General features: G+C 72.7%; 17 protein-coding genes. 13 read left to right on the top strand and 4 right to left on the bottom strand.

Annotated features, from left to right (window positions below):
- Positions 1-95: 95 nt before the first annotated feature.
- The 9 genes from FLW16_RS36385 (at position 96) to FLW16_RS36345 (ending at position 13,024) form a co-directional block, all read left to right on the top strand.
- Complete coding sequence (locus FLW16_RS36385) at positions 96-1,787, top strand: class I adenylate-forming enzyme family protein (protein ID WP_185949748.1); 1,692 nt, start codon at positions 96-98, stop codon at positions 1,785-1,787.
- Between the two features lie 163 nt (positions 1,788-1,950).
- Complete coding sequence (gene aroF, locus FLW16_RS36380) at positions 1,951-3,033, top strand: 3-deoxy-7-phosphoheptulonate synthase (protein ID WP_142565239.1); 1,083 nt, start codon at positions 1,951-1,953, stop codon at positions 3,031-3,033.
- A gap of 43 nt (positions 3,034-3,076) precedes the next feature.
- On the top strand, positions 3,077-5,218 hold the full coding sequence (locus FLW16_RS36375; protein WP_142565237.1) for a molybdopterin oxidoreductase family protein: 2,142 nt from the start codon (positions 3,077-3,079) through the stop codon (positions 5,216-5,218).
- Positions 5,215-6,696 carry an FAD-dependent oxidoreductase gene (locus tag FLW16_RS36370; protein WP_142565235.1) on the top strand — a complete coding sequence of 494 codons (1,482 nt, stop codon included), beginning with the start codon at positions 5,215-5,217 and terminating at the stop codon, positions 6,694-6,696. The genes FLW16_RS36375 and FLW16_RS36370 overlap by 4 nt, the downstream gene beginning before the upstream one ends.
- Positions 6,697-6,732: 36 nt before the next feature.
- Complete coding sequence (locus tag FLW16_RS36365; RefSeq protein ID WP_142565233.1) at positions 6,733-8,226, top strand: MFS transporter; 1,494 nt, start codon at positions 6,733-6,735, stop codon at positions 8,224-8,226.
- Between the two features lie 311 nt (positions 8,227-8,537).
- Entirely contained in the window at positions 8,538-9,764 is a 1,227-nt protein-coding gene (locus FLW16_RS36360; RefSeq protein WP_142565231.1) for an ATP-grasp domain-containing protein, read from the top strand.
- A 38-nt stretch (positions 9,765-9,802) separates the two neighbouring features.
- Positions 9,803-11,068: an MFS transporter gene (locus tag FLW16_RS36355; protein ID WP_221891456.1), complete on the top strand. Its 1,266-nt coding sequence runs from the start codon at positions 9,803-9,805 to the stop codon at positions 11,066-11,068.
- Between the two features lie 15 nt (positions 11,069-11,083).
- Entirely contained in the window at positions 11,084-11,878 is a 795-nt protein-coding gene (locus tag FLW16_RS36350; RefSeq protein ID WP_142565227.1) for a cupin domain-containing protein, read from the top strand.
- A gap of 183 nt (positions 11,879-12,061) precedes the next feature.
- On the top strand, positions 12,062-13,024 hold the full coding sequence (locus FLW16_RS36345) for an aldo/keto reductase (RefSeq protein WP_142565225.1): 963 nt from the start codon (positions 12,062-12,064) through the stop codon (positions 13,022-13,024).
- Between the two features lie 51 nt (positions 13,025-13,075).
- Here FLW16_RS36345 and FLW16_RS36340 read toward each other — a convergent pair whose 3' ends face one another.
- The 3 genes from FLW16_RS36340 to FLW16_RS36330 are packed head-to-tail and all read right to left on the bottom strand — an operon-like array spanning position 13,076 to position 15,860.
- Positions 13,076-13,789 (bottom strand): response regulator transcription factor, encoded by a 714-nt coding sequence (locus FLW16_RS36340; RefSeq protein WP_142565223.1) that lies wholly within the window; start codon positions 13,787-13,789, stop codon positions 13,076-13,078.
- A 58-nt stretch (positions 13,790-13,847) separates the two neighbouring features.
- A complete protein-coding gene (locus FLW16_RS36335) occupies positions 13,848-14,936 on the bottom strand; it encodes a sensor histidine kinase (protein WP_185949747.1) in 1,089 nt (362 codons plus the stop codon).
- 42 nt (positions 14,937-14,978) lie between these two features.
- Entirely contained in the window at positions 14,979-15,860 is an 882-nt protein-coding gene (locus FLW16_RS36330) for a UbiA family prenyltransferase (RefSeq protein WP_185949746.1), read from the bottom strand.
- A 364-nt stretch (positions 15,861-16,224) separates the two neighbouring features.
- Here FLW16_RS36330 and leuA point away from each other — a divergent pair, with 364 nt between their 5' ends.
- From leuA to FLW16_RS36310, 4 genes are all read left to right on the top strand, one after another.
- Positions 16,225-17,958 (top strand): 2-isopropylmalate synthase, encoded by a 1,734-nt coding sequence (gene leuA, locus FLW16_RS36325; RefSeq protein ID WP_185949745.1) that lies wholly within the window; start codon positions 16,225-16,227, stop codon positions 17,956-17,958.
- A gap of 90 nt (positions 17,959-18,048) precedes the next feature.
- Positions 18,049-20,847 carry an AAA family ATPase gene (locus FLW16_RS36320; protein WP_142565215.1) on the top strand — a complete coding sequence of 933 codons (2,799 nt, stop codon included), beginning with the start codon at positions 18,049-18,051 and terminating at the stop codon, positions 20,845-20,847.
- A gap of 71 nt (positions 20,848-20,918) precedes the next feature.
- Positions 20,919-22,220 carry an APC family permease gene (locus tag FLW16_RS36315; protein WP_142565213.1) on the top strand — a complete coding sequence of 434 codons (1,302 nt, stop codon included), beginning with the start codon at positions 20,919-20,921 and terminating at the stop codon, positions 22,218-22,220.
- Positions 22,221-22,327: 107 nt separating this feature from the next.
- Entirely contained in the window at positions 22,328-22,969 is a 642-nt protein-coding gene (locus FLW16_RS36310; RefSeq protein ID WP_260615977.1) for a phosphatase PAP2 family protein, read from the top strand.
- On the opposite strand, the gene FLW16_RS36305 is transcribed toward FLW16_RS36310, so the two are convergent.
- A complete protein-coding gene (locus FLW16_RS36305; RefSeq protein ID WP_142565212.1) occupies positions 22,932-23,594 on the bottom strand; it encodes a response regulator transcription factor in 663 nt (220 codons plus the stop codon). The two genes, FLW16_RS36310 and FLW16_RS36305, sit on opposite strands and share 38 nt — an antisense overlap.
- Between the last annotated feature and the right edge of the window lie 29 nt (positions 23,595-23,623).

Here is a 23,623-nt window from a genome sequence, read left to right as displayed (position 1 = left end):
CTACAGCTGAGCCCCTACGAGCACCCCCTGACCCCGTACGAGCCCAGCCCCACCACGAGCACGTCATCTCCAGTCACGACCGAAAGGTGAGATCGATGACCATCTCCATCTCCCACGAGACCGTCCTCACGCCGGAGCAGCGCGCCAGGTTCGCCGCGGACCCGGACCTCGGCGGCGGCAACCTGCTGACGAAGGCCATCGAGGCCAACCCGCACCCGGAGCTGCCGTTCATCCACCTGGGCCGGCCGCTCACCAACACCAAGGGTGAGCAGCAGACCGAGTTCAGCCTGCTCGATCTGGACGAGCTGGCCCAGAGTTGGTCGGTGTGGTACCTGCGCCAGGGCGTTCGGCCCCGCGACCGCGTGGCCATCTACCTGGAGGACTCCTTCGCCTACTCCCTGCACTTCTACGCGCTGTCCCAGATCGGCGCGGTGGCGGTGCTGGTCAACAGCAAGGCGTCGCGGTACATCGCCACCGAGCTGTGCCGCCAGACCAACCCGGTCGGCATGTACACCGACCTCGCCCACCTGGAGATCCTCGGCGAGGAGTTCCACCTGCTGCCCGGCCTGCGGTGGACGCAGGTGGCCGAGGAGCTGCCCGCGCCCCCGCACGCCGCCCTGCCGCAGGAGGCCCGCTTCCGTCACGTCGGCGAGGACCCGGTCTCGATCCTGCACTCCTCCGGCACCACCGGGCGGCCCAAGCCGGTCATCCAGACCCACCGCTCGTGCGTGGCCGGGCCGCGCTTCCGCCTCGTGGACCACCACGAGCAGCCGGGCGCCGTGATGATGACCGCGCTGCCGCAGTCGCACCTCGGCTGCATCGCCTACACGACGTACGCCGTGCTGGGCGGCACGCCCATCGTGCCCTGGTTCGACACCAGCGGCCCCGAGCTGGCCAAGGCCGTCGAGCAGTACCGCCCGACGACCGTCATGGCCTTCGGCCACGCGTACGCCGAGCTGGCGGGCGCGGACCTGCCGGACGGGGCGATCGACTCCGTCAACGTCTGGATCTCCATCGGCGACGCGGTCCACGAGAAGCACATCAAGGGGATTCTGGCCAAGCGCGACCCGTCGCTGCCGCCGGCCGCGTTCTTCGACCGCCTCGGCACCACCGAGCTGGGCTGGGGCGTGCTGCTGAAGGTCCGCACGCTGGCCGACGAGCGCAACGACCGGTGCGTGGGCAAGCCGGTCGGCGTCGCCGAGGTCGCCGTGCTGCGCAGGGACGGCACGATCGCCGACGTCAACGAGGTCGGGCTGCTCGGCGCGAAGGGCCCGGCGATCACCGCCGGATACTGGAGCGACTCCGACACCACCTACCGCAGCAAGCTGTCGGGCTACTGGCTGACCGGCGACATGGCCTACCGCGACGAGGCGGGCAACTACTTCCAGGTCGACCGCGCGGTGGACGCGATCGAGACACCGACCGGCACCGGCTACTCGGTCTTCATGGAGGAGCTGCTGCTCAACGACCTGCCCGAGGTCCTCGACTGCGCCGTGGTGGCGGGCATCCACCGCGGCCGCACGGTCCCGGTGGCGGTCGTGACGTCCAGCGCCGCCAGGCCGGACGCGCAGAAGCTGCTCAACGAGGCGAACGAGAAGCTGAAGGCCGCCGGCCACCCTGAGCTGACCATGCTGGAGGTCGCCCGGAGCGAGGAGGACTTCCCGGTCGGCGTCACCGGCAAGGTCCTCAAGCGCCGGCTGCGGGAGAAGTACAGCTCGCTGTCCACCTACATCCGGGAGAACAGCGGCAGGCAGCTCGGCACGATCCTCACCGACGTCTTCGTCTGATCCCGCGCCGGCCGACGCCCCCCGATTCCGCGATCCGCACGCGGATCAACGGCGATCCGCACCCGATCCGCGCCGCCGGGCCGGAGGTTCCCCCCCAGGCCCGGTCCGGCGGCGCACACGCAGACGACACTCCGACCCGACCACACGGATGTGGAGAATTGCCATGACTGACGCCGAGCTGTTGCTGGTGTTCGACCCGACCATCGATCCGTCCGGCATCACCGGGTGGGCCCAGCACTTCGACTCCACCGGCACCACGGTCACGACGTACCGGCTGGGCGGGGCGGACGTGATGGTGGCCCAGGGGCCCGGCGCCCTGCTTCCCCTCCCTGCCGACCTGCCCCGGCCCCGGCAGACGGCACGGGCGAGCGGCGGCTTCCGGCTCGGCCGGCGCGAGCTGTTCCCCTCGGGCACCGCCGTGACCATCGGCTCCGCCGTGGTCGGGGACGGGGACATCGCCGTCTTCGCCGGACCCTGCGCGGTCGAGAACCCCGGACAGATGATGTCCACGGCCAGGGCCGTCGCCAGGCACGGCGCGGTCGGCCTGCGCGGCGGCGCGTTCAAGCCGCGCACCACGCCGTACTCCTTCCAGGGCCTCAAGTGGGCGGGCCTGGACCTGCTGGTGCAGGCCAGGGAGGAGACCGGCCTGCCGATCCTCACCGAGGTGGTCGACCCCCGGCACGTCGACCGGATGGCCGAGGTGATCGACGGCTTCCAGATCGGCACCCGCAACATGCAGAACTTCGAGCTGCTGACCGAGGTGGGCCGCAGCGGCATGCCGGCCGTGCTCAAGCGCGGCTTCGGCTGCACGGTCGACGAACTGCTCACCGCCGCCGAGTACATCCTCGCCGAGGGCAACGACCAGGTCGTGCTGTGCGAGCGGGGGATCAGGACGTTCGAGGGGGCCACCCGCTTCACGCTCGACCTGTCGGCTGTGGCGCTGCTGAAGCGGCGCACCCACCTGCCGGTGATGGTCGACCCCAGCCACTCCCTCGGCATCCCCGAGCTCATCGAGCCGCTCACGCTGGCCGCCGTGGCGGCGGGCGCGGACGCCCTGCTGATCGACGTGCACGTCCAGCCCGAGCAGGCGCTGTGCGACGGCAAGCAGGCGCTGCTCCCCGAGGACTTCGCCCGGCTGATGAGCCGGCTGGAGATGCTCGCGCTCGGCGTCGGCCGCCGGCTGGCCCCGGCCCCGGCAGCCGACTACTCCGAGATCCACGACGCCCTCACCCCCGACGTCGTCTAGACCGGCCCGGCTGCGTACGAGTGCCGGTCGAGGAGGTGGAGCGATGCGCGCGGCGACGAGCACGCGCCCGGCGGACGCCGCTGTCGGTGCCGACGGCACCGCCGCCGGCGCCACTGTCGACACACACTGCCCGTACTGCGCGTTGCAGTGCGGCATGACCCTCAGCCCGGCGGGCCGCGCCTCGGTGCGGGTGCGGCCCCGCGACCCGTCCGCCGGCGGACTGTGCCAGAAGGGCTGGACCGCCGCGGCCCTGCTCGGCTCGCCGGCCCGGCTCACCACTCCGCTCGTCCGGGACGGCGGGACCCTGCGCCCGGCGAGCTGGGACGAGGCTCTCGGCCTGGTCGCCCGCAGGATCAAGGAGATCGCCGCGGAACGCGGGCCGGACGCCGTCGCGGTCTTCGGCGGCGGCGGGCTCACCAACGAGAAGGCATATCTGCTCGGCAAGTTCGCCCGGGTGGCGCTCGGCACCTCCCAAGTGGACTACAACGGCAGGTTCTGCATGTCGTCGGCGGCGGCCGCGGCGCACCGCGCCTTCGGCCTCGACCGGGGGCTGCCGTTCCCCCTGGCCGACCTGGAGGGCGCGGACGCGGTGCTGCTCGCCGGGGCCAACCCGGCGGAGACGATGCCGCCGTTCCTGTCCCACCTGCGCCGCGCCATGGACGCCGGAGGGCTGATCGTGGTCGATCCCCGGCGCACCCCGACGGCCGAGCGCGCGGCGCTGCACCTCGCGCCGGCCCCGGGCACCGACCTCGCGCTGGCGCTCGGCATCCTGCACGCCGCCGTGGCCGACGGCCGTCTCGACCACGCGTACGTCGCCGATCGCACGACGGGTTTCGACGAGGCATGGCGGGTGGCCGCCGCCTGGTGGCCCGAGCGGGTGGAGCGGGTGACCGGTGTCGCCGCCGCCGACCAGCGCAGGGCCGCCGCGATCCTGGCCGAGGCCGCGAGCGCCTACGTGCTGACCGCCCGGGGGGCGGAGCAGCACGCCACGGGCGTGGACACGGTCGGGGCCTGGATCAACCTGGCGCTCGCGCTGGGCCTGCCCGGCCGCCGCGGCTCGGGCTGGGGCTGCCTGACCGGCCAGGGCAACGGGCAGGGCGGGCGCGAGCACGGGCAGAAGGCCGACCAGCTGCCCGGCTACCGGCGGATCGACGACCCGGCGGCCCGCGCGCACGTGGCGCGGGTGTGGGGGGTCGAGCCGTCCGCGTTGCCCGGCCCGGGACGTTCGGCGTTCGAACTGCTCGACGCGCTCGGCACCCCGGACGGCCCGTCCGCGCTTCTGGTCTTCGGCAGCAACCCGGTCGTGTCGGCGCCGCATTCGGCCCGGGTGGCCGACCGGCTGGCCGCGCTCGACCTTCTCGTGGTCGCCGACATCGTGCTGTCGGAGACCGCCAGGGCCGCCGACGTGGTGCTGCCGATCACCCAGTGGGCGGAGGAGGACGGCACGCTGACCAACCTCGAAGGACGTGTGCTGCTGCGCCGCCGCGCGCTGGCCCCGCCGCCCGGGGTGCGCACCGACCTGGAGGTCCTGCACGATCTGGCCGTACGGCTCGGGCAGCCGCCCGAGCGCTTCCCCACCGACCCCGAGACGGTCTTCACGGAGCTGCGGGCCGCGTCGGAGGGCGGCCCCGCCGACTACTCCGGCGTGACCTGGGACCGGCTGCGCGCCGGGGAACGACTCCACTGGCCTGTGCCGCGAACGCCGGGACATCAGGGGACGCCGCGGCTGTTCCTGGACCGGTTCGCCCATCCCGACGGGCGGGCCAGGTTCGCCGCCGTGGACCACAAAGGGCCGGCCGAGCCGCCGGACGAGGAGTTCCCCCTGTACGCGATCACCGGGCGGGTGCTCCAGCACTACCAGTCGGGCGCGCAGACCCGCCGGGTGGAGGAACTGCGCGCGGCCGTGCCCGAGGCGTACGTCGAGGTGCACCCGGACACCGCGCGGCGGGCCGGGCTGAGCGACGGCGCGGCGGCGGCGGTCGTCGGCAGGCGCGGGCGGGTCCTCGCGACGGTGCGCTGCGTGCCGTCGATGCGGCCCGACGTGGTCTTCCTGCCGTTCCACTTCCCGGGCGCCCAGCGCGCCAACCTCGTGACGAATCCGGCGCTCGATCCCGTCAGCCGGATGCCCGAATTCAAGGTCTGCGCCGTACGGCTGTCGCCGGCGGGTGAACGGGAGGCGCAGTGAAAACCAGGGTCGTGATCGCCGGCTACGGCATGGCCGGCGCCCGGCTGGCGGAGGAGATCCGCCGCAGGGACCCGGCGGGAGAGCGCGTCGCGATCGTCGCGATCGGGGACGAGCCGCACCCGCCGTACAACCGGGTCCTGCTGTCCAACGTGCTGGCGGGCGCGATGTCCGCCGAGTCGGTGCGGCTGCAGGAGGAGGGCTGGGCCGTCGCGCACGGCGTGGAGGTGCGGCGGGGCCGCGAGGTCGTCTCGATCGACCGCGACGGGCGCCGCGTCACGCTCGACGACGGCACGCTGGTCGGCTACGACGTGCTCGTGCTGGCCACCGGCGCCCGCGCGTGGGTGCCGCCCGTCGAGGGGCTGATCGGCGACGACGGCGAGCTCGCCCCCGGCGTGACGACGTTCCGCACGCTGGACGACTGCGCCGCGATCGCGGCAGGAGCGCGCGGCGGCGTGCGGGTGGCCGTGCTCGGCGGCGGCCTGCTCGGGCTGGAGGCGGCCAGGGGCCTGGCGGCGCGCGGCAACGAGGTCACCGTCGTCCATCCGAGAGGCCACCTGATGGAGCGCCAGCTCGACGACGGCGCGGGCCAGGTGCTCGCCCAGGTCCTGCGCGGCCTCGGCGTGCGGGTGCTGCTGAACTCGCGGGCGGCCCGCTACCTGCCCGGCGACGGGCTGAAGCTGGACGACGGCCGGCTGGTCGAGGCCGACCTCGTCGTCGTGGCGGCAGGAGTGCGCCCGCAGACCGCGCAGGCGTGGGCGGCCGGGCTCGACGTCGACGGCGGCGTGCTGGTGGACGACGAGCTGCGCACGAGCGACCCGTGGATCCACGCGATCGGCGACTGCGCCCGGCATCCCGGCACGGTCCCCGGACTCGTGCAGCCCGCCTGGGAGCAGGCCGCCGCGCTGGCCGCGCTGCTCACCGGCACGCGGTCGCCCTACCGCGGCACGAAGGTGGTGACCCGGCTCAAGGCGAGCGGGGTGGACCTGGCCTCGCTCGGCGACGTGCACGCCGCGCCGGACGACCCGCGAGCCGAGGTGCTGTGGCTGAGCGAGCCGGCCCGGGGCCGCTACGCCAAGCTCGTCGTCCGCGACGAGCGGGTCGCGGGGGCCATCGCGCTCGGCGTGCCCGACGCCGCCGCCGCGATCACCCAGTTCTACGACCGCGGCCTGCCCGTGCCGCCCGACCGGCTCGCGCTGCTGCTCGGCCGGGCCATGCCGTACGGCGAGGGCGCGGCCCCCGGCGGCGGGAACGCGGCGGAGCTGCCCGGAACGAGCGTGGTGTGCCGCTGTAACGCGGTCAGCAAGGACAAGCTGGTCGCCGCGTGGCGGTCCGGAGCCCGTGACCTGACCGCCCTCGCCTCCGCGACCCGGGCGACCACGGGCTGCGGCACCTGCACCGACACGGTGTGCGGCATCGCCCGCTGGCTCGCCCAATCGGAGAAGGCGGAAGCCGCGGGGACGGCGCATGCCCAGTCCTGATACCCCGACCCCTACCACGCTGACGAGGAGTTGCCCATGAGCGGAACGAGGGCGGCCGCCCGGCGCGGCCGCGGATGGATCGAGCACTGGAACCCGGAGGACGAGGAGTTCTGGGAGACCACCGGCCGGCGGGTGGCCAGGCGCAACCTGATCCTGTCGGTCTTCACCGAGCACCTGGGCTTCGCGATCTGGGTGCTGTGGTCGGTGGTGGTGCTGAGCCTGCCCGCCGCCGGGCTGCCGATGAGCGTGTCGGAGTCGTTCTGGCTCGTCTCCGCGCCCAACCTGGTGGGCGCGGCGATCCGGATCCCGTACACGTTCGCGGTGCCGCGCTTCGGCGGCCGGGTGTGGACGACGATGTCGGCGGCACTGCTGCTGGTCCCGTCGTCGCTGCTGGCGTTCGTCGTGCCGAGCGGCTGGCTGGCCGCACAGGACCACGACACGAGGTTCTGGGTCCTGCTCGCCTGCGCCGCCGTGGCCGGCGTCGGCGGCGGCAACTTCTCCTCCTCCATGGCCAACATCTCGTTCTTCTATCCCGAGCGGCGCAAGGGCTTCGCACTCGGCCTCAACGCGGCCGGCGGCAACCTCGGCGTCGCGGTCGTCCAGCTCCTGGTGCCGCTGGTGGTCGTCGCCGGCGTGCCCGTGGCGGCGTCGGGCACGCAGGTCCACCTCGCGTACGCCGGCCTGGTCTGGATGCCGTTCATCGTGGTGGCCGGGCTCGGCGCCTGGCTGTTCATGGACAGCCTCGCCGAGGCCAAGGCCGACCCCCGGTCGTACGCCGCGGCGCTGCGGCACGGGCAGACCTGGATCGTGTCGCTGCTCTATGTCGGCACGTTCGGCTCGTTCATCGGGTTCTCCTTCGCGCTGCCGCTGGTGATCAGGACGACGTTCCCGGAGTTCCTCGCCCAGCATCCGTTCGTGCGCGACTACCTCGCCGGGCTCGGCTTCGTCGGAGCGCTGGCCGGGTCGGTCGCCCGGCCGTTCGGAGGCCGGCTGTCCGACCGGTACGGCGGGGCCCGGGTCACGCTGGCCGTGTTCGCCGGGATGGTCGTGGCGACCGTCGCGGCGGCGGCGGGGGTGATCCGCCACGACTTCGGCCTGTTCTTCTGCGCCTACCTGGTCGTCTTCGCCTGCTCCGGGGTGGGCAACGGCTCGACCTACCGGATGATTCCGGTGATCTTCGGCGAGCTGGGGCGCAGGGAGGCGGCCAGGCGCGGCCTCGACCCGGCGCTGACGGCGACGGACTACAAGCGCAGGGCCGCGGCCGTGATCGGCATCGCCGGGGCGATCGGCGCGTTCGGCGGGTTCCTGATCCAGCAGGTGTTCCGCCTGGCGAGCCTCGACGCGGCGAGCGCGATGAAGGGCATGACCGGCGCCGCCGCCGCCCGCGTCGCCCAGGAGCACGCGGGGTGGTCGCTGCCCGCCCTGTGGATCTTCGTCGGCTCCTACGTGCTGCTCGCCGGGCTCACCTGGTGGACCTACCTGCGGCGCGGGCCGAGCCGCGCGCCGAGCTTCGCCTACGCGCAGGTGTGAATTTTCGTAGCACTCCGGCGTAACCAAAGTTGTAGGCCGTCTGCCCCTTCCGTCATCCGGCCTGGTCATTAGGGTGCGCGGCCGTTGTGGCGGCCATATCCGCGTGCCAGCGTGCTGGTCAGAGGGCCCGTGAAACGGCTCGTAGGGGACTTGGAGGGATTTCGATGGCACGTCGCATCCGCGTGAGCAAGCCGGCCAGTAAGCCCCAGTCGAACGCGCCCGATCTCCGCACGCCGTCGGGCCGCGAGCTGCCCTACTGACTCATCCGTATCCACCACAGCCGCTTCCAGCAGAAAGAGGGGAGGATCCCGGTGAGCGATCTCGTCATGGTCATGCCCTACCGGGCGTTCGTCATCAAGGCCCGAGAGGAGGGTCACCGGATCTGCGCGGTCTGGGATCCCACCCTGCAGACGCCGGAATACCTGGCCGGCATCGCCGACCTGGCCGACGCCTTCGTGCTCGCCGACTTCGCCGACCCCGTCGCGTTCGACCGGGCCGTACGGCAGGCCGTGCGCGACTTCGGCGCCGACCTCGTCTACCACATCGGGGCCGAGGAGAGCATGCTCGCGACCTACCGCATCGCGGAGGACCTCGGCAAGGCGGTCAACCCCGCACGCTCGATCGAACTGCTCAACGACAAGCTCCAGCTGCGGCGGCTGCTCGCCGAGCACGACCTGTCGCCGGTGCGGTTCGCCCACGCGGCGCGCTGGCAGGACGTGCCCGCCCTGCTCGACGGCTTCGAGCTGCCTGTGGTCGTCAAGCCGACCGAGCTGGCCGGTAGCCGGGGCGTTTACCTGCTGCGCGAGCCCGGCCAGGTCGACGAATGGGGCGCGCTGCTCGACTCGTACGGCTACGGCGGCCCGGTTCTCGTGGAGGAGTACCTGCGCGGTCCCGAATACAGCGTGGAGTCGCTCAGCGACCACGGCCGCCACCAGGTGGTCGGCGTCACCCGCAAGGTGCTCGGCCCGCCGCCGCTGTTCGTCGAGGCCGGGCACGTGCACCCCGCGCAGGCCGGGCCCGACACGGCGGCGATGGCCGAGCTGACGATCGAGATGCTGCGGTTGACCGGCTACCAGACCGGTCCGGCCCACACCGAGATCATCTGGACCGCCGCCGGTCCCCGGATCGTCGAGTCACAGGCGCGGCTCGGCGGCGACCAGATCCCGCGCCTGGTGCAGCTCGCCACCGGGCTCGACATCGAGCGGGCCGTCTTCCGGATCCTCGACGGCCGGTCGCCGGGCACGGTGGAGCGCCGGGCGGTCGCCCACATCTCGTACTTCAGCCTGACCCCCGGCGAGGTCCGCGCCGTCTCCGGCGTGGAGGAGGCCAGGGCGCTCGACTTCGTGGACATGCTGGAGTTCCCGTTCCGGCCGGGTGACCGGATCCCGGAGACGGTGGACTGGCGCACCCGGCACGGCTTCGTCGTCGTGACCGGGGAGACCGAGGAGCAGGCCGTCGCGCGGGCGCGGCACGTCCACTCGCTCGTACGGGCCGAGGTGGGCGAGCCCGTCGTGGCCGGGGCGGGCGTGACCTCATGAACCTGGCCGCCCTCCACCCCGCAGTGCTTCATCCAAACTTGCGCGTCCGCATCGCGGTCGGCTTCCTGCAGCGCCTGCTCGACTCGATGGTCATGTCGTTCATGGCCATCTACCTCGCCTTCGAGTACGGCGTGGCGGTCGCGGGCGTGCTGGTCGTGACCGTCATGGTGCTCGGCGTCGTGGGCACGCTGGCGGGCGGGCACATGTCCGACGCACGCGGGCGGCGGCGCACGCTGCTGCTCGGCGAGACCGGCGTCTGCCTGACGTTCGCGCTCATGGCGGTCGCCGACTCGTCCGCCTGGCACAGCCCGGCGATCGTCTACTGCGGCTACCTCGTCAACAAGTTCGCCGCGAGCTTCGCGATGCCGGCGAACGACGCGATGATCCTCGACGTCACGACCCCCGAGAGCCGCAAGCTCGTCTACACGATCAACTACTGGTCGATCAACCTCGCGCTGGCCTTCGGCGCGCTGCTCGGCGGCTTCCTCTACAACGGCCACTTCACGCTGCTGCTGACCCTGGCCGCCGTGGGTACGGTCGCGATCGCCGCGGCCACGTACTTCCTCATCGCGGAGACCAAGCCGGAGGAGACCGGGCAGGGGGAGACCGGGCAGGGGGAGACCGGCGTCGCGGCCGAGCCGCGCGGGTCGATCCTGCGGGACTTCGCCAACGGCTACCGGCTGGTGCTCCAGGACCGCGCCTTCGGCCGGCTGCTGGTGGCCGCCACGCTGTTCATGTCCATCGAGCTGCAACTGATCAACTACATCGGCGTACGGCTGGCCAGGGACCTGCCGGCGCAGAACCTGCTGTCGATCGGCTCGTGGTCGGTCCGCGTGGACGGCGTGGAGATGCTCGGCATCCTCCGCGCGGAGAACACCGTGCTGGTCGTGGCGCTCGCGCTCGTCGCCCACCTGGTGCTGCGCCGGGTGCCCGACCGGGTGCGGATGTACGCCGGGGCGGGGCTGTTCACCGCCGGATACATGGTGCTGGCCGTCAGCGACACCGGCTGGATCCTGCTCGTGGCCGCGCTGGTGCTCACCGTGGGCGAGCTGATGGACGTGCCGGTGCGGCAGGCCCTGCTCGCCGACATGGTCCCGGCCGCGTCCCGCACCCGCTACATGGCGGTCTACAACCTCAACATCCGCGTGGCCCTGGTCGTCGCGTCGCTGTGCATCACGATCGGCTCGGTCCTTCCTCCGTGGGGCATGGCCGCGCTGTACGGCGTCTTCGGCCTTGTGATCATCTGGCAGTACCACGCGATCCTCACCCCCTCCGCCGCCCGCGCCGAACTCGCGCGGGCGTGATCAGGGAGAGACCCGATGAACCTGACCACGCAAGCGATCGGCACCAGGCAAGAGACCGGCACGGTGGTGCGGGGCGCGGACCTGGAGTATCGGCGGCACGGCGACTGCTGGGTGAGCCCGGTTGTCGGCCCGGACATCGGTGCGCGGCACTCCGCCGTCGACGCGGTCCGCATCCCCGCGGGCCGCCAGTGGTCGCCGCCGAACGCGGCGGCGGCCGAGCAGATCGCGGTCGTGCTGGCAGGCGCGGGCGTCGGCACCGTCGGCTACGAGATCAGCCGGATGCGCGCCGCCTCGGCGCTGTACTCGCCCATGGGCAGTACGTACTCCCTGTCGGCCGGCGACCGGGAGATGACCGTCTACATCTGGAGCGCCGTGCCGTCCATGGGCGGCACGGCCAGCACCGGCCGACCCGGCACCGGCCGGCCCAGCACCGGCCCGGCCCGGTTCCGCTCGCTGTGGAACGGCGAGACCTGGCTGACCCCGCCCGCCGCGAACGTCCTGTTCCGGCCGGCGGCCGGCCATGCCGGACTCTGCCTGCGCTGCGGGATCATGCTGCCGGGGGAGACGCTCGGCGTCCGCCCGCACGAGGGGAGCGAGGCGGCGTACTTCGTCTTCGAGGGCGAGGGACAGTTCTACCTGCACGACCGGTGGGTGGACCTGGGGCCGGGCGACGGCGTCTACGCGCCGCCGGGCGTCCGGCACGGCGCCCGCAACCCCCACGCGGGCCACCTCGCCAGCCGCTTCGTCGTGTTCGGCGGTTCCGTGGCCGAAATGCCATCATATCTGGCCGATGATTTGCCAGATTTGTAGCGCGAACGGCCGTAGCGGTAGGGAAAAATAGGGGTGGAAAATCCGCCTCGTGCAATCTGAGTGGTATCGGGTGCATCCTCGCGTTTCTCGTACCTCCATTACTTCCAGCGGTGTCCACGTGAATGACGAAGCGATATCGAAACCCTTCAAACGGTCACGGCCACGCCGGTCCCGGGTGGCGTCATGCGGCGCGTGAGCCTCGGCGGGCAGGGCCTGGTCTCCACGAGCCTCGGGCTCGGCTGCACCGCGCTGACCGGCGCGTACGGCCCGGCGGACCCCGATGAGGCGATGCGGGTCGTCCTGCGCGCGCTCGACGGCGGCGTGTCGCTGATCGACCTGATCGACGCCGACGGCGAGGCCGAGCGCCTGGTCGGCAAGGCCGTCGCCCACCGGCGCGACGAGGCCCTGATCGCGGCCGGTCCCGGTGCGGTTGGAGGGGCTGGCGCGGTTCGCTGGGACGGTGCCGCCCGATGGGAGGGGCGGGACTGTGTGTCCCGTCCCGAGGACCTCGGCCGCGCCTGCGACGCGTCGCTGGCCCGCCTGGGGATCGAGCGGATCGACCTGTTCGTGGTGGACCCCGGCGCCACCGGCGCGCCGATCGAGGAGACGATGGGCGTGGCCGGCCGTCTCCAGGACGCCGGGAAGATCGCGCACATCGGCGTCCGCGGGCTGGACGGAAACCGGTTGCGGCGCGCGCACGCGGCGCGGCCCGTCGCCGCCGTCGCGGTGGAGTACTCCCTGTGGCAGCGCCGGGCGGAGCGGGAGCTGCTGCCGTTGGCGCGCGAGCTGGGGATGGGCGTCGTCGCCGGCAGGCCGCTCGGCCGGGGCTTCCTGACCGGGCGGATCACCTCGCCGGTCCAGCTCGGCCCGGGGGACGTGCGCCGCCTGGACCCGCGTTTCTCCCCGGAGAGCCTGGAATCCGAGCTGCTGCGGCTGCGCGACGCCCAGCGGGTGGCGGCCGACATGGACGTCGGAATGGGACGGCTGGCCATCGCCTGGCTGCTGGGGCGGGGCGACGACATCGTGCCGGTGCCGAGCACGCGCGACCTGGTTCACCTGGAGATGAACCTCACCGCGACCGGCATCCTGCTGCCCGAGCCGGTCAAGGCCAGCCTCGCCAGGGCATTTCCTCTGGAGGAGGACTGAGGGCATCTCCTCTGAAGGAGGACTGGGCTTCCCTTGGAGGAGGGCTGAGGCTCAGGGGAACGAGCGCTGCCCCCGTAGCCCCGGGGTGTTCGGCCGGGGGCGGGGCGCCGGCTGGTCGCGGCGCGGCGAGATGAGCGAGGCGGCCAGCGCCTTGTTGACCGCGTCGATCCGGGAGACCGCGCCGAGCTTGGTGAAGATGTTGTGCAGGTGCCGCTTGATCGTCGCCTCGGTGAGCGTGAGCCGGGTGGCGATCTGGTAGTTGCTCAGCGCCTGGGCGGCGAGTTCGAGGATCTCCCGCTCCCTGTCGGTCAGCACCACCTTCGACCCGCCCCCCTGCACCTGGGCGAAGGAGTCGCGCGAGACGGCGAGCACGAGCCGGTCGGGCTCGTCCCTGACGCTCCTGACCGCCGACACCAGCTCCTGGCGGTGCACGCTCTTGAGCAGGTAGCCGCGGATGCCCGCCGCCAGCAGGCGGCTCAGCAGCTGCGGGCCGTCGTACATGCTGAGGATGATGATCTGCGACTCGGGCGAGATCGTGCGCATGCGGGCCACGGTCTGCGTGGCGTCGTCGCCGGGGATCTCGACGTCGAGGAGGACCACGTCGGGCCGCTCCCGCTCGACCAGGGCCACCGCCCCGTCGGAGTCGCCCGCCTCGCCCACGACCTCGAAGTCGTCCTGGGCCTCCAGGATCTCGCGCAGGCCCTCCCGGAACAGCGCATGGTCGTCGACGACGGCGATGCTGATCATTCTGTCCGATTTGCTCATTTTGCCCCCTCGCCTGGCGGCTCGGGGTCGCATGGGCGAATCACACTGCTCCGCTCGCTCATGCGGTGAGCCCCGAGAACGGCACGTACAGTTCGACGTGCGTGCCGTTGCCTGGCCTGCTCGTGATGGTGGTCGTTCCTCCGATGATCGCGGCGCGTTCCTGCATCGACATCAGGCCCACCCCGTCCGACCGCCTGCGCCCCTCCGCGAAGCCCAGGCCGTCGTCCTCCACCGACGCCCGCAGCTCGTGGGGGGCGAAGTCGACGCGGATCAGCACCTTGGTGGGGCTGCCGTGCTTGAGCGCGTTCCTGGTCGCCTCACGCAGGATGAGGAAGGACTCGTCGCGCACGGCGGGAGAGGCCCACGTCTCGTCCCCGCTGACCCGAAGCCGGATGTCCACCTCTTCCATGTCCGCGGTCTCGAGGTAGTACAGCAGGGCCTTCTCCAGGCTGTTGAGCGGCTCCTGCGGGTGCAGATCGCTGGTGACCGCGCGCAGGTTCTGCATGGTCTCCAGGATGGCCTGCTGGGCGGTCTCCACCTTGGCGGTCGCCGTCGCGGGCTTGCTCGCCCGGTGCAGGTCGTACAGCTCCAGTTGCCGGTGGGCGACGCTGAGGCCGTGCCCGAGCCGGTCGTGCAGTTCGCGGGCGATCCTGCGGCGCTCCTCGACCTGGGCCTCGTGGACCTTGTCGAGCAGGAAGCTGGAGTAGCTGGCCGAGGCCTCCCTGATCCGTGTCGTGATGCTGCGCTCCAGCCCCAGCACGACCAGCGTGAGCAGCCGCATGGACTCGGCGTCGCCGGGCATGCGCTCCAGCAGGCAGGTCACGACCGCCTGGAACCACACCGACGCCGCGCGGAGCGACTCGTCCGGATGAACCCCGCTCGCCGCCCTGGTCGCCCCCACCTCCCAGGCGATGATCTTGGAGGAGTCGCCCACCCTGATGCTGCCGGCTCGCAGCGTCTCCGCGACGTCGTCGAGGATCTGCTCCGCGTTCGCCAGCGCCTGCCGCAGGGCGATCGGATCGCGGCTGATCGGGCTGTTCAGTGCCGCAAGGTTCCGTGCGTACGCTTCCAGAATCTCGGAGCGATGCGCTTCGAGGAATCCCTCGAAGTCCGGGACCGCCGGTCCCAGTTCTCCATCTCCCGCCAATGGACCCTCCGAGAGGAAGCGGACGAGTGCCTCCATCCTGGACTAAGCCGAACGCCCAGACAATAAGAATTGTGACACCAGCGGGAGAAGAACAGCCAAATGCACAGCGTATTGCGTCGTCATGAACGCCCGGTAGGGCAGGCGGCGGCGCACCCGGGACCCCCGGGAAAGCGGAGTAAGGGTGACGACGACGAGCAGCGAGGCGCCGGTGAGCATCGCGGCCGGCGCCATGCCGAGCGGCACCCGCAATAGCAGCTCGACCGCGCAGAATGCGAGCGCGACGGAGGTGGCGACCGCCGACAGCAGCAGCCTGACCGGCCATTCTCCGCGGCTCACCGCGAACGTCACGCGACCGGCGGAGCGGTCGCCCGCGATGTCGGGCAGGTCCTTCGCCGGTGTGCCGACCAGGCCCATCCACAGCGAGGCCGCGACGGCGAACGCGGGCAGCGCGATCACCGCCTGCCCGGCGGGGCCGGTCCCGCACGAGGTGTAGCCCGCGCAGTAGGAGAGCAGTCCGGACAGACCGCCGACCACCACCGTGGCGCTGGACCACTTCTTCAGCTGGAAGGGCGGCGCCGAGTAGAGGTAGCCGAGCGCGAGCACCGCGATGACCAGCCAGATCATCGCGCCGCCGAGCAGCAGCGCGCCGAGCAGGGCGGCCGCGGCGGCGGCCCAGGCGATGATCCGGGCGAGGGCGGGGTCGAGGTCGCCGCGGGCGATCGGCCGGCGCGAGCCGTTCACGCGGTCCTCCCGCACGTCCATCACGCCGTTGAACAGGTAGACGAAGAAGATCGCGCACTGCCACACCAGGGCCCCCGCCACCAGGCGGAACGGGTCGGCGGGGGCGAGTCCCGCGTCCAGGGCCGCGCCGGCGGCGAACCGCAGGAAGAAGATGGCCAGAACGGACGGGCGCGCCTCGGTCACGCACATTCCCAGGATTCGGAAAGGCGAAATCGAAATTGCCGGGAATGCTGCTCTGCTGATCGACATGACTCGGAGTATGTGTCCGGTTCAGGGGGGCGTTAAGAGGGCCGCCCGGGAGGTTGTACCGGGCCTACAACTTTCGATACCCCTACCGATCGTACGGGTGACACGGGGCGCACTCTAGTTGCTTCTCCCTTGCCCCTTGACCAGGGCGCTTGTAGCTTCGGCGACGTACCGGTCAGCGAATCACCAGCAATATGGACGGCCTTCCCGGAAGGAAGTCGGCGCGATTCGCGGACAGCTTTTCGGAAAACGGTCGGTCGCGAATTCGGTGGCACGGTCGCCGATGAGAAAGGAATTCCTCATGAGCAGCTCTCCTTCCCGTTACTCGGCCTTCACCCCCGTCCGCCTGGCGGACCGGCGCTGGCCGGACCGGACGATCGAGGCCGCCCCGCGATGGCTGTCCACCGACCTGCGCGACGGCAACCAGTCGCTGGTCAACCCGATGAGCCCGGAGCGCAAGCTCGCGATGTTCGACCTGCTCGTACGGATGGGTTACAAGGAGATCGAGGTCGGGTTCCCGGTGGCGAGCCAGGACGACCACGACTTCGTGCGCATGCTCATCGAGCAGGACCGGATCCCCGACGACGTGCGGATCTCGGTTCTGGTGCAGGCGCGGGACGAGCTGATCCGGCGGACCGTGGAGAGCCTGGCCGGCGCTCCCCGGGCCAACATCCACCTCTACAACGCGACCGCCCCGCTCTTCCGGCGGGTGGTCTTCGGCATGACCCGCGACGAGTGCAGGGACCTCGCCGTCGAGGGCACCCGCCTGATGATGAAGTACGCCGAGGCGACCCTGGGCGACTGCGACCTGGGATTCCAGTATTCGCCCGAGCTGTTCAACGAGACCGAGCCCGAGTTCGCGCTCGAGGTCTGCGAGGCGGTCATGGACGTGTGGCAGCCCGAGGAGGGCCGGGAGATCATCCTCAACTTCCCGACCACGGTGGAGCGGTCGCTCCCGCACGTCTTCGCCGACCAGATCGAGTGGCTCGACCGCAATCTGTCCCACCGCGAGCACGTCTGCCTGTCGATCCACCCGCACAACGACCGGGGCACCGGCGTCGCCGCCTCCGAGCTGGCGCTGCTGGCCGGCGCCCAGCGGATCGAGGGCTGCCTGTTCGGCAACGGCGAGCGGGCCGGCAACGTCTGCCTGGTCACGCTCGGCTTGAACATGTACACCCACGGTGTCGACCCCGGCATCGACTTCTCCGACATCACCGAGATCCGGCGCACTGTCGAGTACTGCAACGAGATGCAGGTCAGCCCCCGCCACCCGTACGGCGGCGACCTCGTCTACACGGCCTTCTCCGGCTCCCACCAGGACGCCATCAAGAAGGGCTTCGACGCGCTGGCCGTGGAGGCCGGCGAGGCCGGCGTCAGCGTGGACGACCTGCCGTGGCGCATGCCGTACCTGCCGATCGACCCCAAGGACGTCGGCCGCACGTACGAGGCGGTGGTGCGCATCAACAGCCAGTCGGGCAAGGGTGGCGTGGCCTACATCCTGAGCGCCTGGCACGGGCTCAACCTGCCCAAGAACCTGCAGGTGGAGTTCGCCCGCGTCGTGCAGGCCCACGCGGACGGCTCGGGCGGGGAGATCACCCCGGCCGTCGTCCGTGACCTGTTCGACGAGGAGTACCTGTCGCGGACCGAGATCACCGTCCCGCTCGGGCTCGGCGGCCGGCCGCTGCAGACCACGTTGTACGTCGACGGCGCGCGCTTCGACGTCGCCGGGCCGCGGGCCGACGCCATCCGCACCCTGGGCGCCCGGCTGGCGGTCTGGAACGTGGACGTGCAGATGGTCCACCGCACCGGCGTGGAGGCCGCGGCCGGGAGCGCGGAGGACCGGGAGGTCGCGGTCTACGCCGAGTGCGTGATCGACGGGCGGCAGGTCTGGGGGGTGGGCCTCGACCACGACGTGGTCGCCGCGTCCTTCGCGGCCGTCCGCTCGGCGCTGGCCCGCGCCGGCGAAACGGACGCGGAAGGCGCGGGGGAGCGGGCCGGCGAGAGCGTTTCCCCGCGAATGAGGCTCGTCGCCTGAACGCGGCTCAACCCAGAACCTTTACACAAGTCACGGCAATTGTGAACCGGCCGTGCGGCCGAGAATCGAACGGAATTCGGGAGGCTCATTATGGCCCTGGTGGAGCGGGAAGAGGTGTTGGCCTCCCTTGAGGACATGCTGGCCGACGCCGTCACCGGCAGAGGAAAGATCGCGATCGTCGGCGGACCCGTCGCGACGGGGAAGACCGCACTGCTCAACACTCTGGTCGAGGACGCGCTGGAGCACGGCGCGCTGCCGCTGACCGCGACCTGCTCGCAGTCGGAGTCGGGACTGGCGCTGGCCGTGCTGTCGCAGATCCTGCACAACGCGCCGCTCACCCCCGACGAGGAGGAGCGCACCCGCAACCTGCTGCACGAGGGCGCCCGCTGCGCCATGTCGGCCGACCCGCTGGCCGACTACGTCGACCAGGTGGACGCCCACATCGTGCACGCCCTGTGCATGGTGCTGCTGGAACTCGCCGAGCGGCACCCCCTCATGATCGTGGTGGACGACATCCAGCACGCCGACCGCGCCTCGCAGCTCTGCCTGGCCTACCTCGCCCGTAGGCTGCGCTTCGCCCACATCCTGGCGATCTTCAGCCAGTCGGAGGAGACGTGGAACGCCCCGTCGCTGTTCCAGACCGAGCTGCTGCGCCAGCCGCACTGCCGCCGCCTCCCGCTGTCGGCCCTGTCCCGCGAGGGCGTAGAGATCATGGCCGCCGACATCGTGGGTGACGAAGTCGCCCGGCGGCTCGCCGCGGACTGGCACGCGGTCAGCGGCGGCAACCCGCTGCTCGTGGGCGCGCTCATCGAGGACCACCTCGCCGCGGCCGACGCCGGAGGCGCCCCGGCCGAGAGCGAACCGGCGGCGGAGCCGGACGAGATCGTCGCGGGCGACGCCTACCGCCAGGCCGTGCAGTCGTGCCTGCGCCGCGGGCACCCGCTCGCGGCCCGCGTCGCGCGGGGCCTGGCGGTCGCCGACGACCCCGGCCACCTCGACCGGCTGCTCGACCTCGACGCCGGCGTCGTCGTCCAGGCGCTCAACTCGCTGCACAACGCCGGGCTGGTCGGCGCCGACCTGCACCTGCGCCACCCCCAGGCGCGCGCCGCCGTGCTCGCCGACCTCGACCGGCACGACCGGACGGACCTGCACCGCAGGGCCGCCGAGCTGGCGTACGGCCAGGGCGCCCCGGCCGCCGTGATCGCCGAGCACCTGCTGGCCGCCTCGCACAACGGGGGCTCGTGGGCCGTACCGATCCTGGAGGAGGCGGCCCGGCAGGCGCTCAGCGAGGGACGGGTCGAGCCCGCCGTCGACTACCTGCGGCTGGCCGACGGCGCGTGCACCGACGACCAGCGCAGGGCCACCATCAAGACGACGCTGGTGCGGGCGGAGTGGCGGCTCAACCCGAGCGCCCCCGCGGCCCACCTCGACGAGCTCACCGACGCCATGCACCGCGGCCACCTGCGCGGCTCCGACGCGGTCGTGCTGGCCAAGGCGCTGCTGTGGCACGGCCGCTTCGACGACGCCCGTGACGTGCTCGACCACCTGGGCAGGATCGGCTCGATCATGGACGCGGAGACCGTGGCCGAGATCCGCGCCGCCCGGCCGTGGCTGCGCTGCTCCTACACGCCGTTCCTGGCGCACATCCCGAGGGTCACCGACATGAGCACGCAGGCGCCGCCGTCCGCGCCGGTCATCGGCCGGCTGGAGGCCGCCACCGCGCTCGCGGCCGTGCTGACCAAGGGCCCGCACCCGCAGACGCTGGCCGACGTGGAGCGCATCCTGCGCGGCTCCCGCCTCGACGACATGTCGATGGACGCCGTCGAGTGCGCGCTGCTCGCGCTGATCTACGGCGAGCGGTCCGACCTTGCGGCCCCCTGGTGCGACCTGTTCTTCGAGGAGGCCGCCAGCCGGCGCGCCCCCAGCAGGCAGGCCCGCCTCGCGGCGCTGCGCGCCGAGATCAGCCTGCGGCAGGGCGACCTGGAGGGCGCCGAGGGCCTCGCCCAGATGGCCGTACGGCTCATCCCGCCGACGAGCTGGGGGGTCGCGGTCGGCGGCCCGCTGTCGGTGCTGCTGACGGCGGTGACCGCGATGGGCCGGTTGGACGAGGCCGTGCAGCTGGTGAACCAGCCGGTGCCCGAGGCCATGCTCCAGACCCGATACGGCCTGCACTACCTGAACGCGCGGGGCCGCTACCACCTGGCGACGGGCGACCTCGGCATGGCGCTGCGCGACTTCCAGACGTGCGGCGAGCTGATGGGCTCCTGGAGCCTCGACTCGCCGGGGCTGGTCTCCTGGCGGACGGGCGCGGCCGAGGCGCTGATCGGCATGGGCCGCGCGGAGCGGGCCCGGCCGCTGCTGGACGAGCACGTGGCGCGCTGCGCCCCCGGCCCGGTCCGCGCCCGCGGCACCGGCCTGCGCCTGACAGCCGCCGCGAGCGAGCCCCGGCAGCGTCCTGCGCTGCTGCGCCGCGCCGCCGACATGCTCCAGGCGAGCGGCGACCAGTACGAGCTGGCCAGGGCCCTGGTCGACCTGGCCGACGCCTACCAGGCGGTGGGAGAGCTGCGCCGCGCCCGTACGGTCGCCAGGCAGGCCCAGCGGATCGCGGAGGAGTGCGAGGCCGTCCCGCTGGTCAACGCGCTCACCCAGGGCGGTCCCGGGCAGCCGGCCGAGCCGCCCCGCACGGACAGCGGCCCCGGGACGCTGAGCGAAGCCGAGCGCCGGGTGGCCTCGCTCGCGGCGGTCGGATACACCAACCGCGAGATCGCCGACAAGCTGTACATCACGGTCAGCACGGTCGAGCAGCACCTGACCCGCATCTATCGCAAGCTCAACGTCACCCGCCGTTCCGACCTGCCCGCCAGCCTCGAGTTCAGCACCTCCGCCTGAGACAGCTCCACGACCTGGGCCGGCCGGGACATTCCCGGCCGGCCACTTCCCTGACTGGAAGGTGAACGCGCATGACTCAGACGAGCGTCACCCCTGCTGTCACACCCGCCACCGCACCGGCGGGCCGCCTCACGGCGGCCCAGGGCACCGCCATGTACGTCGGTGCGGTGCTCGGCACAGGCGTCATCGCCCTGCCCGCGCTCGCGGCCCAGGCGGCCGGGCCGGCGTCGCTGCTGGCCTGGCTCGGCCTGGTCGTGCTGTCGGCCCCGCTGGCCGCGGCGTTCGCGGCGCTCGGCGCGCGCCACCCCGACTCCGGCGGCGTGTCGACCTACGCCCGCCTCGCCTTCGGGGACCGGGCCGCGGTCGTCGTCGGCTGGTGCTTCTACTTCGCGATCCCGCCCAGCGCCGCCGCCGCGGCGCTGTTCGGCGGCGAGTACGTCGCCGCGGCGGTGGGCGGCGGGACCGGCACCGCGACGCTGACGGCGGCGGGGCTGATGGCGATCGTGACCGTGTCGAACGCCTCCGGTCTGCGGGTGACCGGCCGGGTCCAGCTCGGGCTGGCCGGGCTGCTCGTCGCGTTGCTCGTCGTCGCCGTCGCGCTGTCGCTGCCGCACGCCGATGTGGCCAACCTGCGGCCGTTCGCCCCGCACGGCTGGACGGCCATCGCCCCGGCGGCGGCCCTGCTCGTGTGGAGCTTCGCCGGCTGGGAGGCGATCACGCACCTCGCCGCCGACTTCCGCAGGCCGTCCAGGGACCTGCCCAGGGCCGCCGCGGCCGCCGTCGTGCTGGTCGGCGTGCTGTACCTGTCGGTCGCCTTCGCCACCGTCGCCGTCCTCGGCCCGGCCGCCGGGAGCGCGCGGGCGCCCCTCGGCGACCTGCTGGCCCTCGGCCTCGGCGGCAACGCCCGGCTGCTCGCCGCCGTGGCCGCGCTGCTGCTGACGCTCGGCGCGATGAACGCGTACTGGGCCGGGGCGGCCAAGCTCGGCTCTGCCCTCGGCCGCGACGGCGCCCTGCCCGGCTGGCTCTCCCGCGGCAGCGTCGCCGGGGAGGTGCCCCGGCGCAGCCTCGCGGTCGTCGCCGTGCTGTCCTTCCTGGCGCTCGCCGTCGTGTACGCGGCGGAGACGGGCATCCGTCCCCTGGTGCTGATGACCAACGGGTCGTTCGTGGTGGTCTACGCGATCGGCGTGGCGGCCGCCATCCGGCTGCTGCCGCGCGGCCGGGCCAGGGCCGCCGCCCTGCTCGCGCTCGTGGCGGTCGCCCTGCTGGTCGCCGCGTCGGGCGTCTACCTCGTCTGGCCGCTGCTGGTCGGCGGCGCCGCCCTGGCGTACGCGCGGTTCACGCGCAGGGGGGCGGCGGTCCCGGCGGAACATTGACGAAAGTGAAGGGTCACCGGCGACTTTCCGCGAGTGCCCGCCGTGCGTCCGGTCCCTAGGGTCGAGGGGCCGGACGGGCCGGCGGGACGCAGCACGGAGGGGAACCGGTGGGCAACGAGATCGAGGACGTCCCGGACATCAGCGCCGAGTGGTACCGGGAGGTCACCGCGTTCGCCCTCCACACCCCCGCGTGGGTGCGCGACGCGGCGGAGATCGCGACGGACGCCGTCCCCGCGATCCTCTTCGCGTTCCTCGTCTTCGGCTGGTGGCGGGCGCGGCGGGGGGACGACCGCAGGATGGCGCTCGCCCTGCTCGCACCGGTCGCGGTGGTGACGGCCTACCTCGCGAGCGAAGGCGTCAAAAGCGTCCTGCGGCTGCGGCGCCCCTGCTGGGACCTGCCCGACGTGGTCACCGTGGCGCACTGCCCGCCGTACGGCGACTGGTCGCTGCCGAGCAACCACGCGACCTTCGCCGCGGCGGCGGCCGTCGCGCTGGTCGCCCTGTGGCGCGGCATGGCGGTGGTGGCGCCGGTGCTCGCGCTGCTGGAGGCGTTCTCCAGGGTCTTCGTCGGCGTCCACTACCCCCACGACGTGGCGGCGGGGCTGCTGTTCGGCGCGCTGATCGCGCCGCTGGTCCTGCTGGCCCTGCGGAACCCCGCGACCGCCCTGGTCTCCGCGATGCGGCGGCGACCGGCGCTGGCGGCGGTGCTGACTACCGCCCGCCCGCCAGTCCCGCCTCATGGGCGATGACCGCCGCCCGCACCCGGTTGGGCACGCCGAGCTTTCCCATGATCGTGCTCACGTAGGTCTTGACGCTGCCCTCGGCGAGGTGCAGGCGGGCGGCGATGCCCGCGTTCGACATGCCCTCGCCGACCAGGGCGAGCACCTCGCGCTCCCGGCCGGTCAGCGCCGCGACCTGCTCCCGGGCCGCGGCCGCGCGCGACAGCCGGTCGCCGGCGAGTCCCCGGATGACCCGCGCGGCCACCGGCGGCGACAGATACGCCCCGCCCTCGGCCGCCGCCCGCACCCCGAGGGGGAACTCGCGCGGATCCCCCGTCTTCAGCAGGAACCCCGCCGCGCCGTCGCCCAGCGCCCGCGCGACGTAGGCGTCCTCGCCGAAGGACGTCATGATCAGCACGGCGGTGCCGGGGGCGGTCCTGCGCACCTCGGCCGCGGCGGCCAGCCCGTCCAGGCCGGGCATCCGGATGTCGACGAGCGCGACGTCGGGCCGGTGCGCCAGGACGGCGTCCACCAGCGCACGCCCGTCGGCGGCCTCGGCGACCACGTCGATGCCCGGGTCCGCCGCCAGGATCGCCCGCACCCCGGCCCGGATCACCGGTTCGTCGTCGGCCAGGACCACCCGGATCGCCTGCATGCCTTGATGGTACGGAAGCGCGGAAAGCC

It is taken from the genome of Microbispora sp. KK1-11 (assembly GCF_006874435.1).
GTDB classification, from domain to species: Bacteria; Actinomycetota; Actinomycetes; order Streptosporangiales; family Streptosporangiaceae; genus Microbispora; species Microbispora catharanthi.
Note: the sequence above shows the minus strand (reverse complement) of the source record. Positions and strands in the feature narration are given on the sequence as shown.

What these genes read in the sequence shown, in the direction of transcription:
- FLW16_RS36385 (WP_185949748.1), top strand. Translation starts at nt 96, where the DNA reads ATGACCATCTCCATCTCCCACGAGACCGTCCTCACGCCGGAGCAGCGC.
- aroF (WP_142565239.1), top strand. Translation starts at nt 1,951, where the DNA reads ATGACTGACGCCGAGCTGTTGCTGGTGTTCGACCCGACCATCGATCCG.
- FLW16_RS36375 (WP_142565237.1), top strand. Translation starts at nt 3,077, where the DNA reads ATGCGCGCGGCGACGAGCACGCGCCCGGCGGACGCCGCTGTCGGTGCC.
- FLW16_RS36365 (WP_142565233.1), top strand. Translation starts at nt 6,733, where the DNA reads ATGAGCGGAACGAGGGCGGCCGCCCGGCGCGGCCGCGGATGGATCGAG.
- FLW16_RS36350 (WP_142565227.1), top strand. Translation starts at nt 11,084, where the DNA reads ATGAACCTGACCACGCAAGCGATCGGCACCAGGCAAGAGACCGGCACG.
- FLW16_RS36345 (WP_142565225.1), top strand. Translation starts at nt 12,062, where the DNA reads ATGCGGCGCGTGAGCCTCGGCGGGCAGGGCCTGGTCTCCACGAGCCTC.
- FLW16_RS36340 (WP_142565223.1), bottom strand. Translation starts at nt 13,789, where the DNA reads ATGAGCAAATCGGACAGAATGATCAGCATCGCCGTCGTCGACGACCAT.
- leuA (WP_185949745.1), top strand. Translation starts at nt 16,225, where the DNA reads ATGAGCAGCTCTCCTTCCCGTTACTCGGCCTTCACCCCCGTCCGCCTG.
- FLW16_RS36320 (WP_142565215.1), top strand. Translation starts at nt 18,049, where the DNA reads ATGGCCCTGGTGGAGCGGGAAGAGGTGTTGGCCTCCCTTGAGGACATG.
- FLW16_RS36315 (WP_142565213.1), top strand. Translation starts at nt 20,919, where the DNA reads ATGACTCAGACGAGCGTCACCCCTGCTGTCACACCCGCCACCGCACCG.
- FLW16_RS36305 (WP_142565212.1), bottom strand. Translation starts at nt 23,594, where the DNA reads ATGCAGGCGATCCGGGTGGTCCTGGCCGACGACGAACCGGTGATCCGG.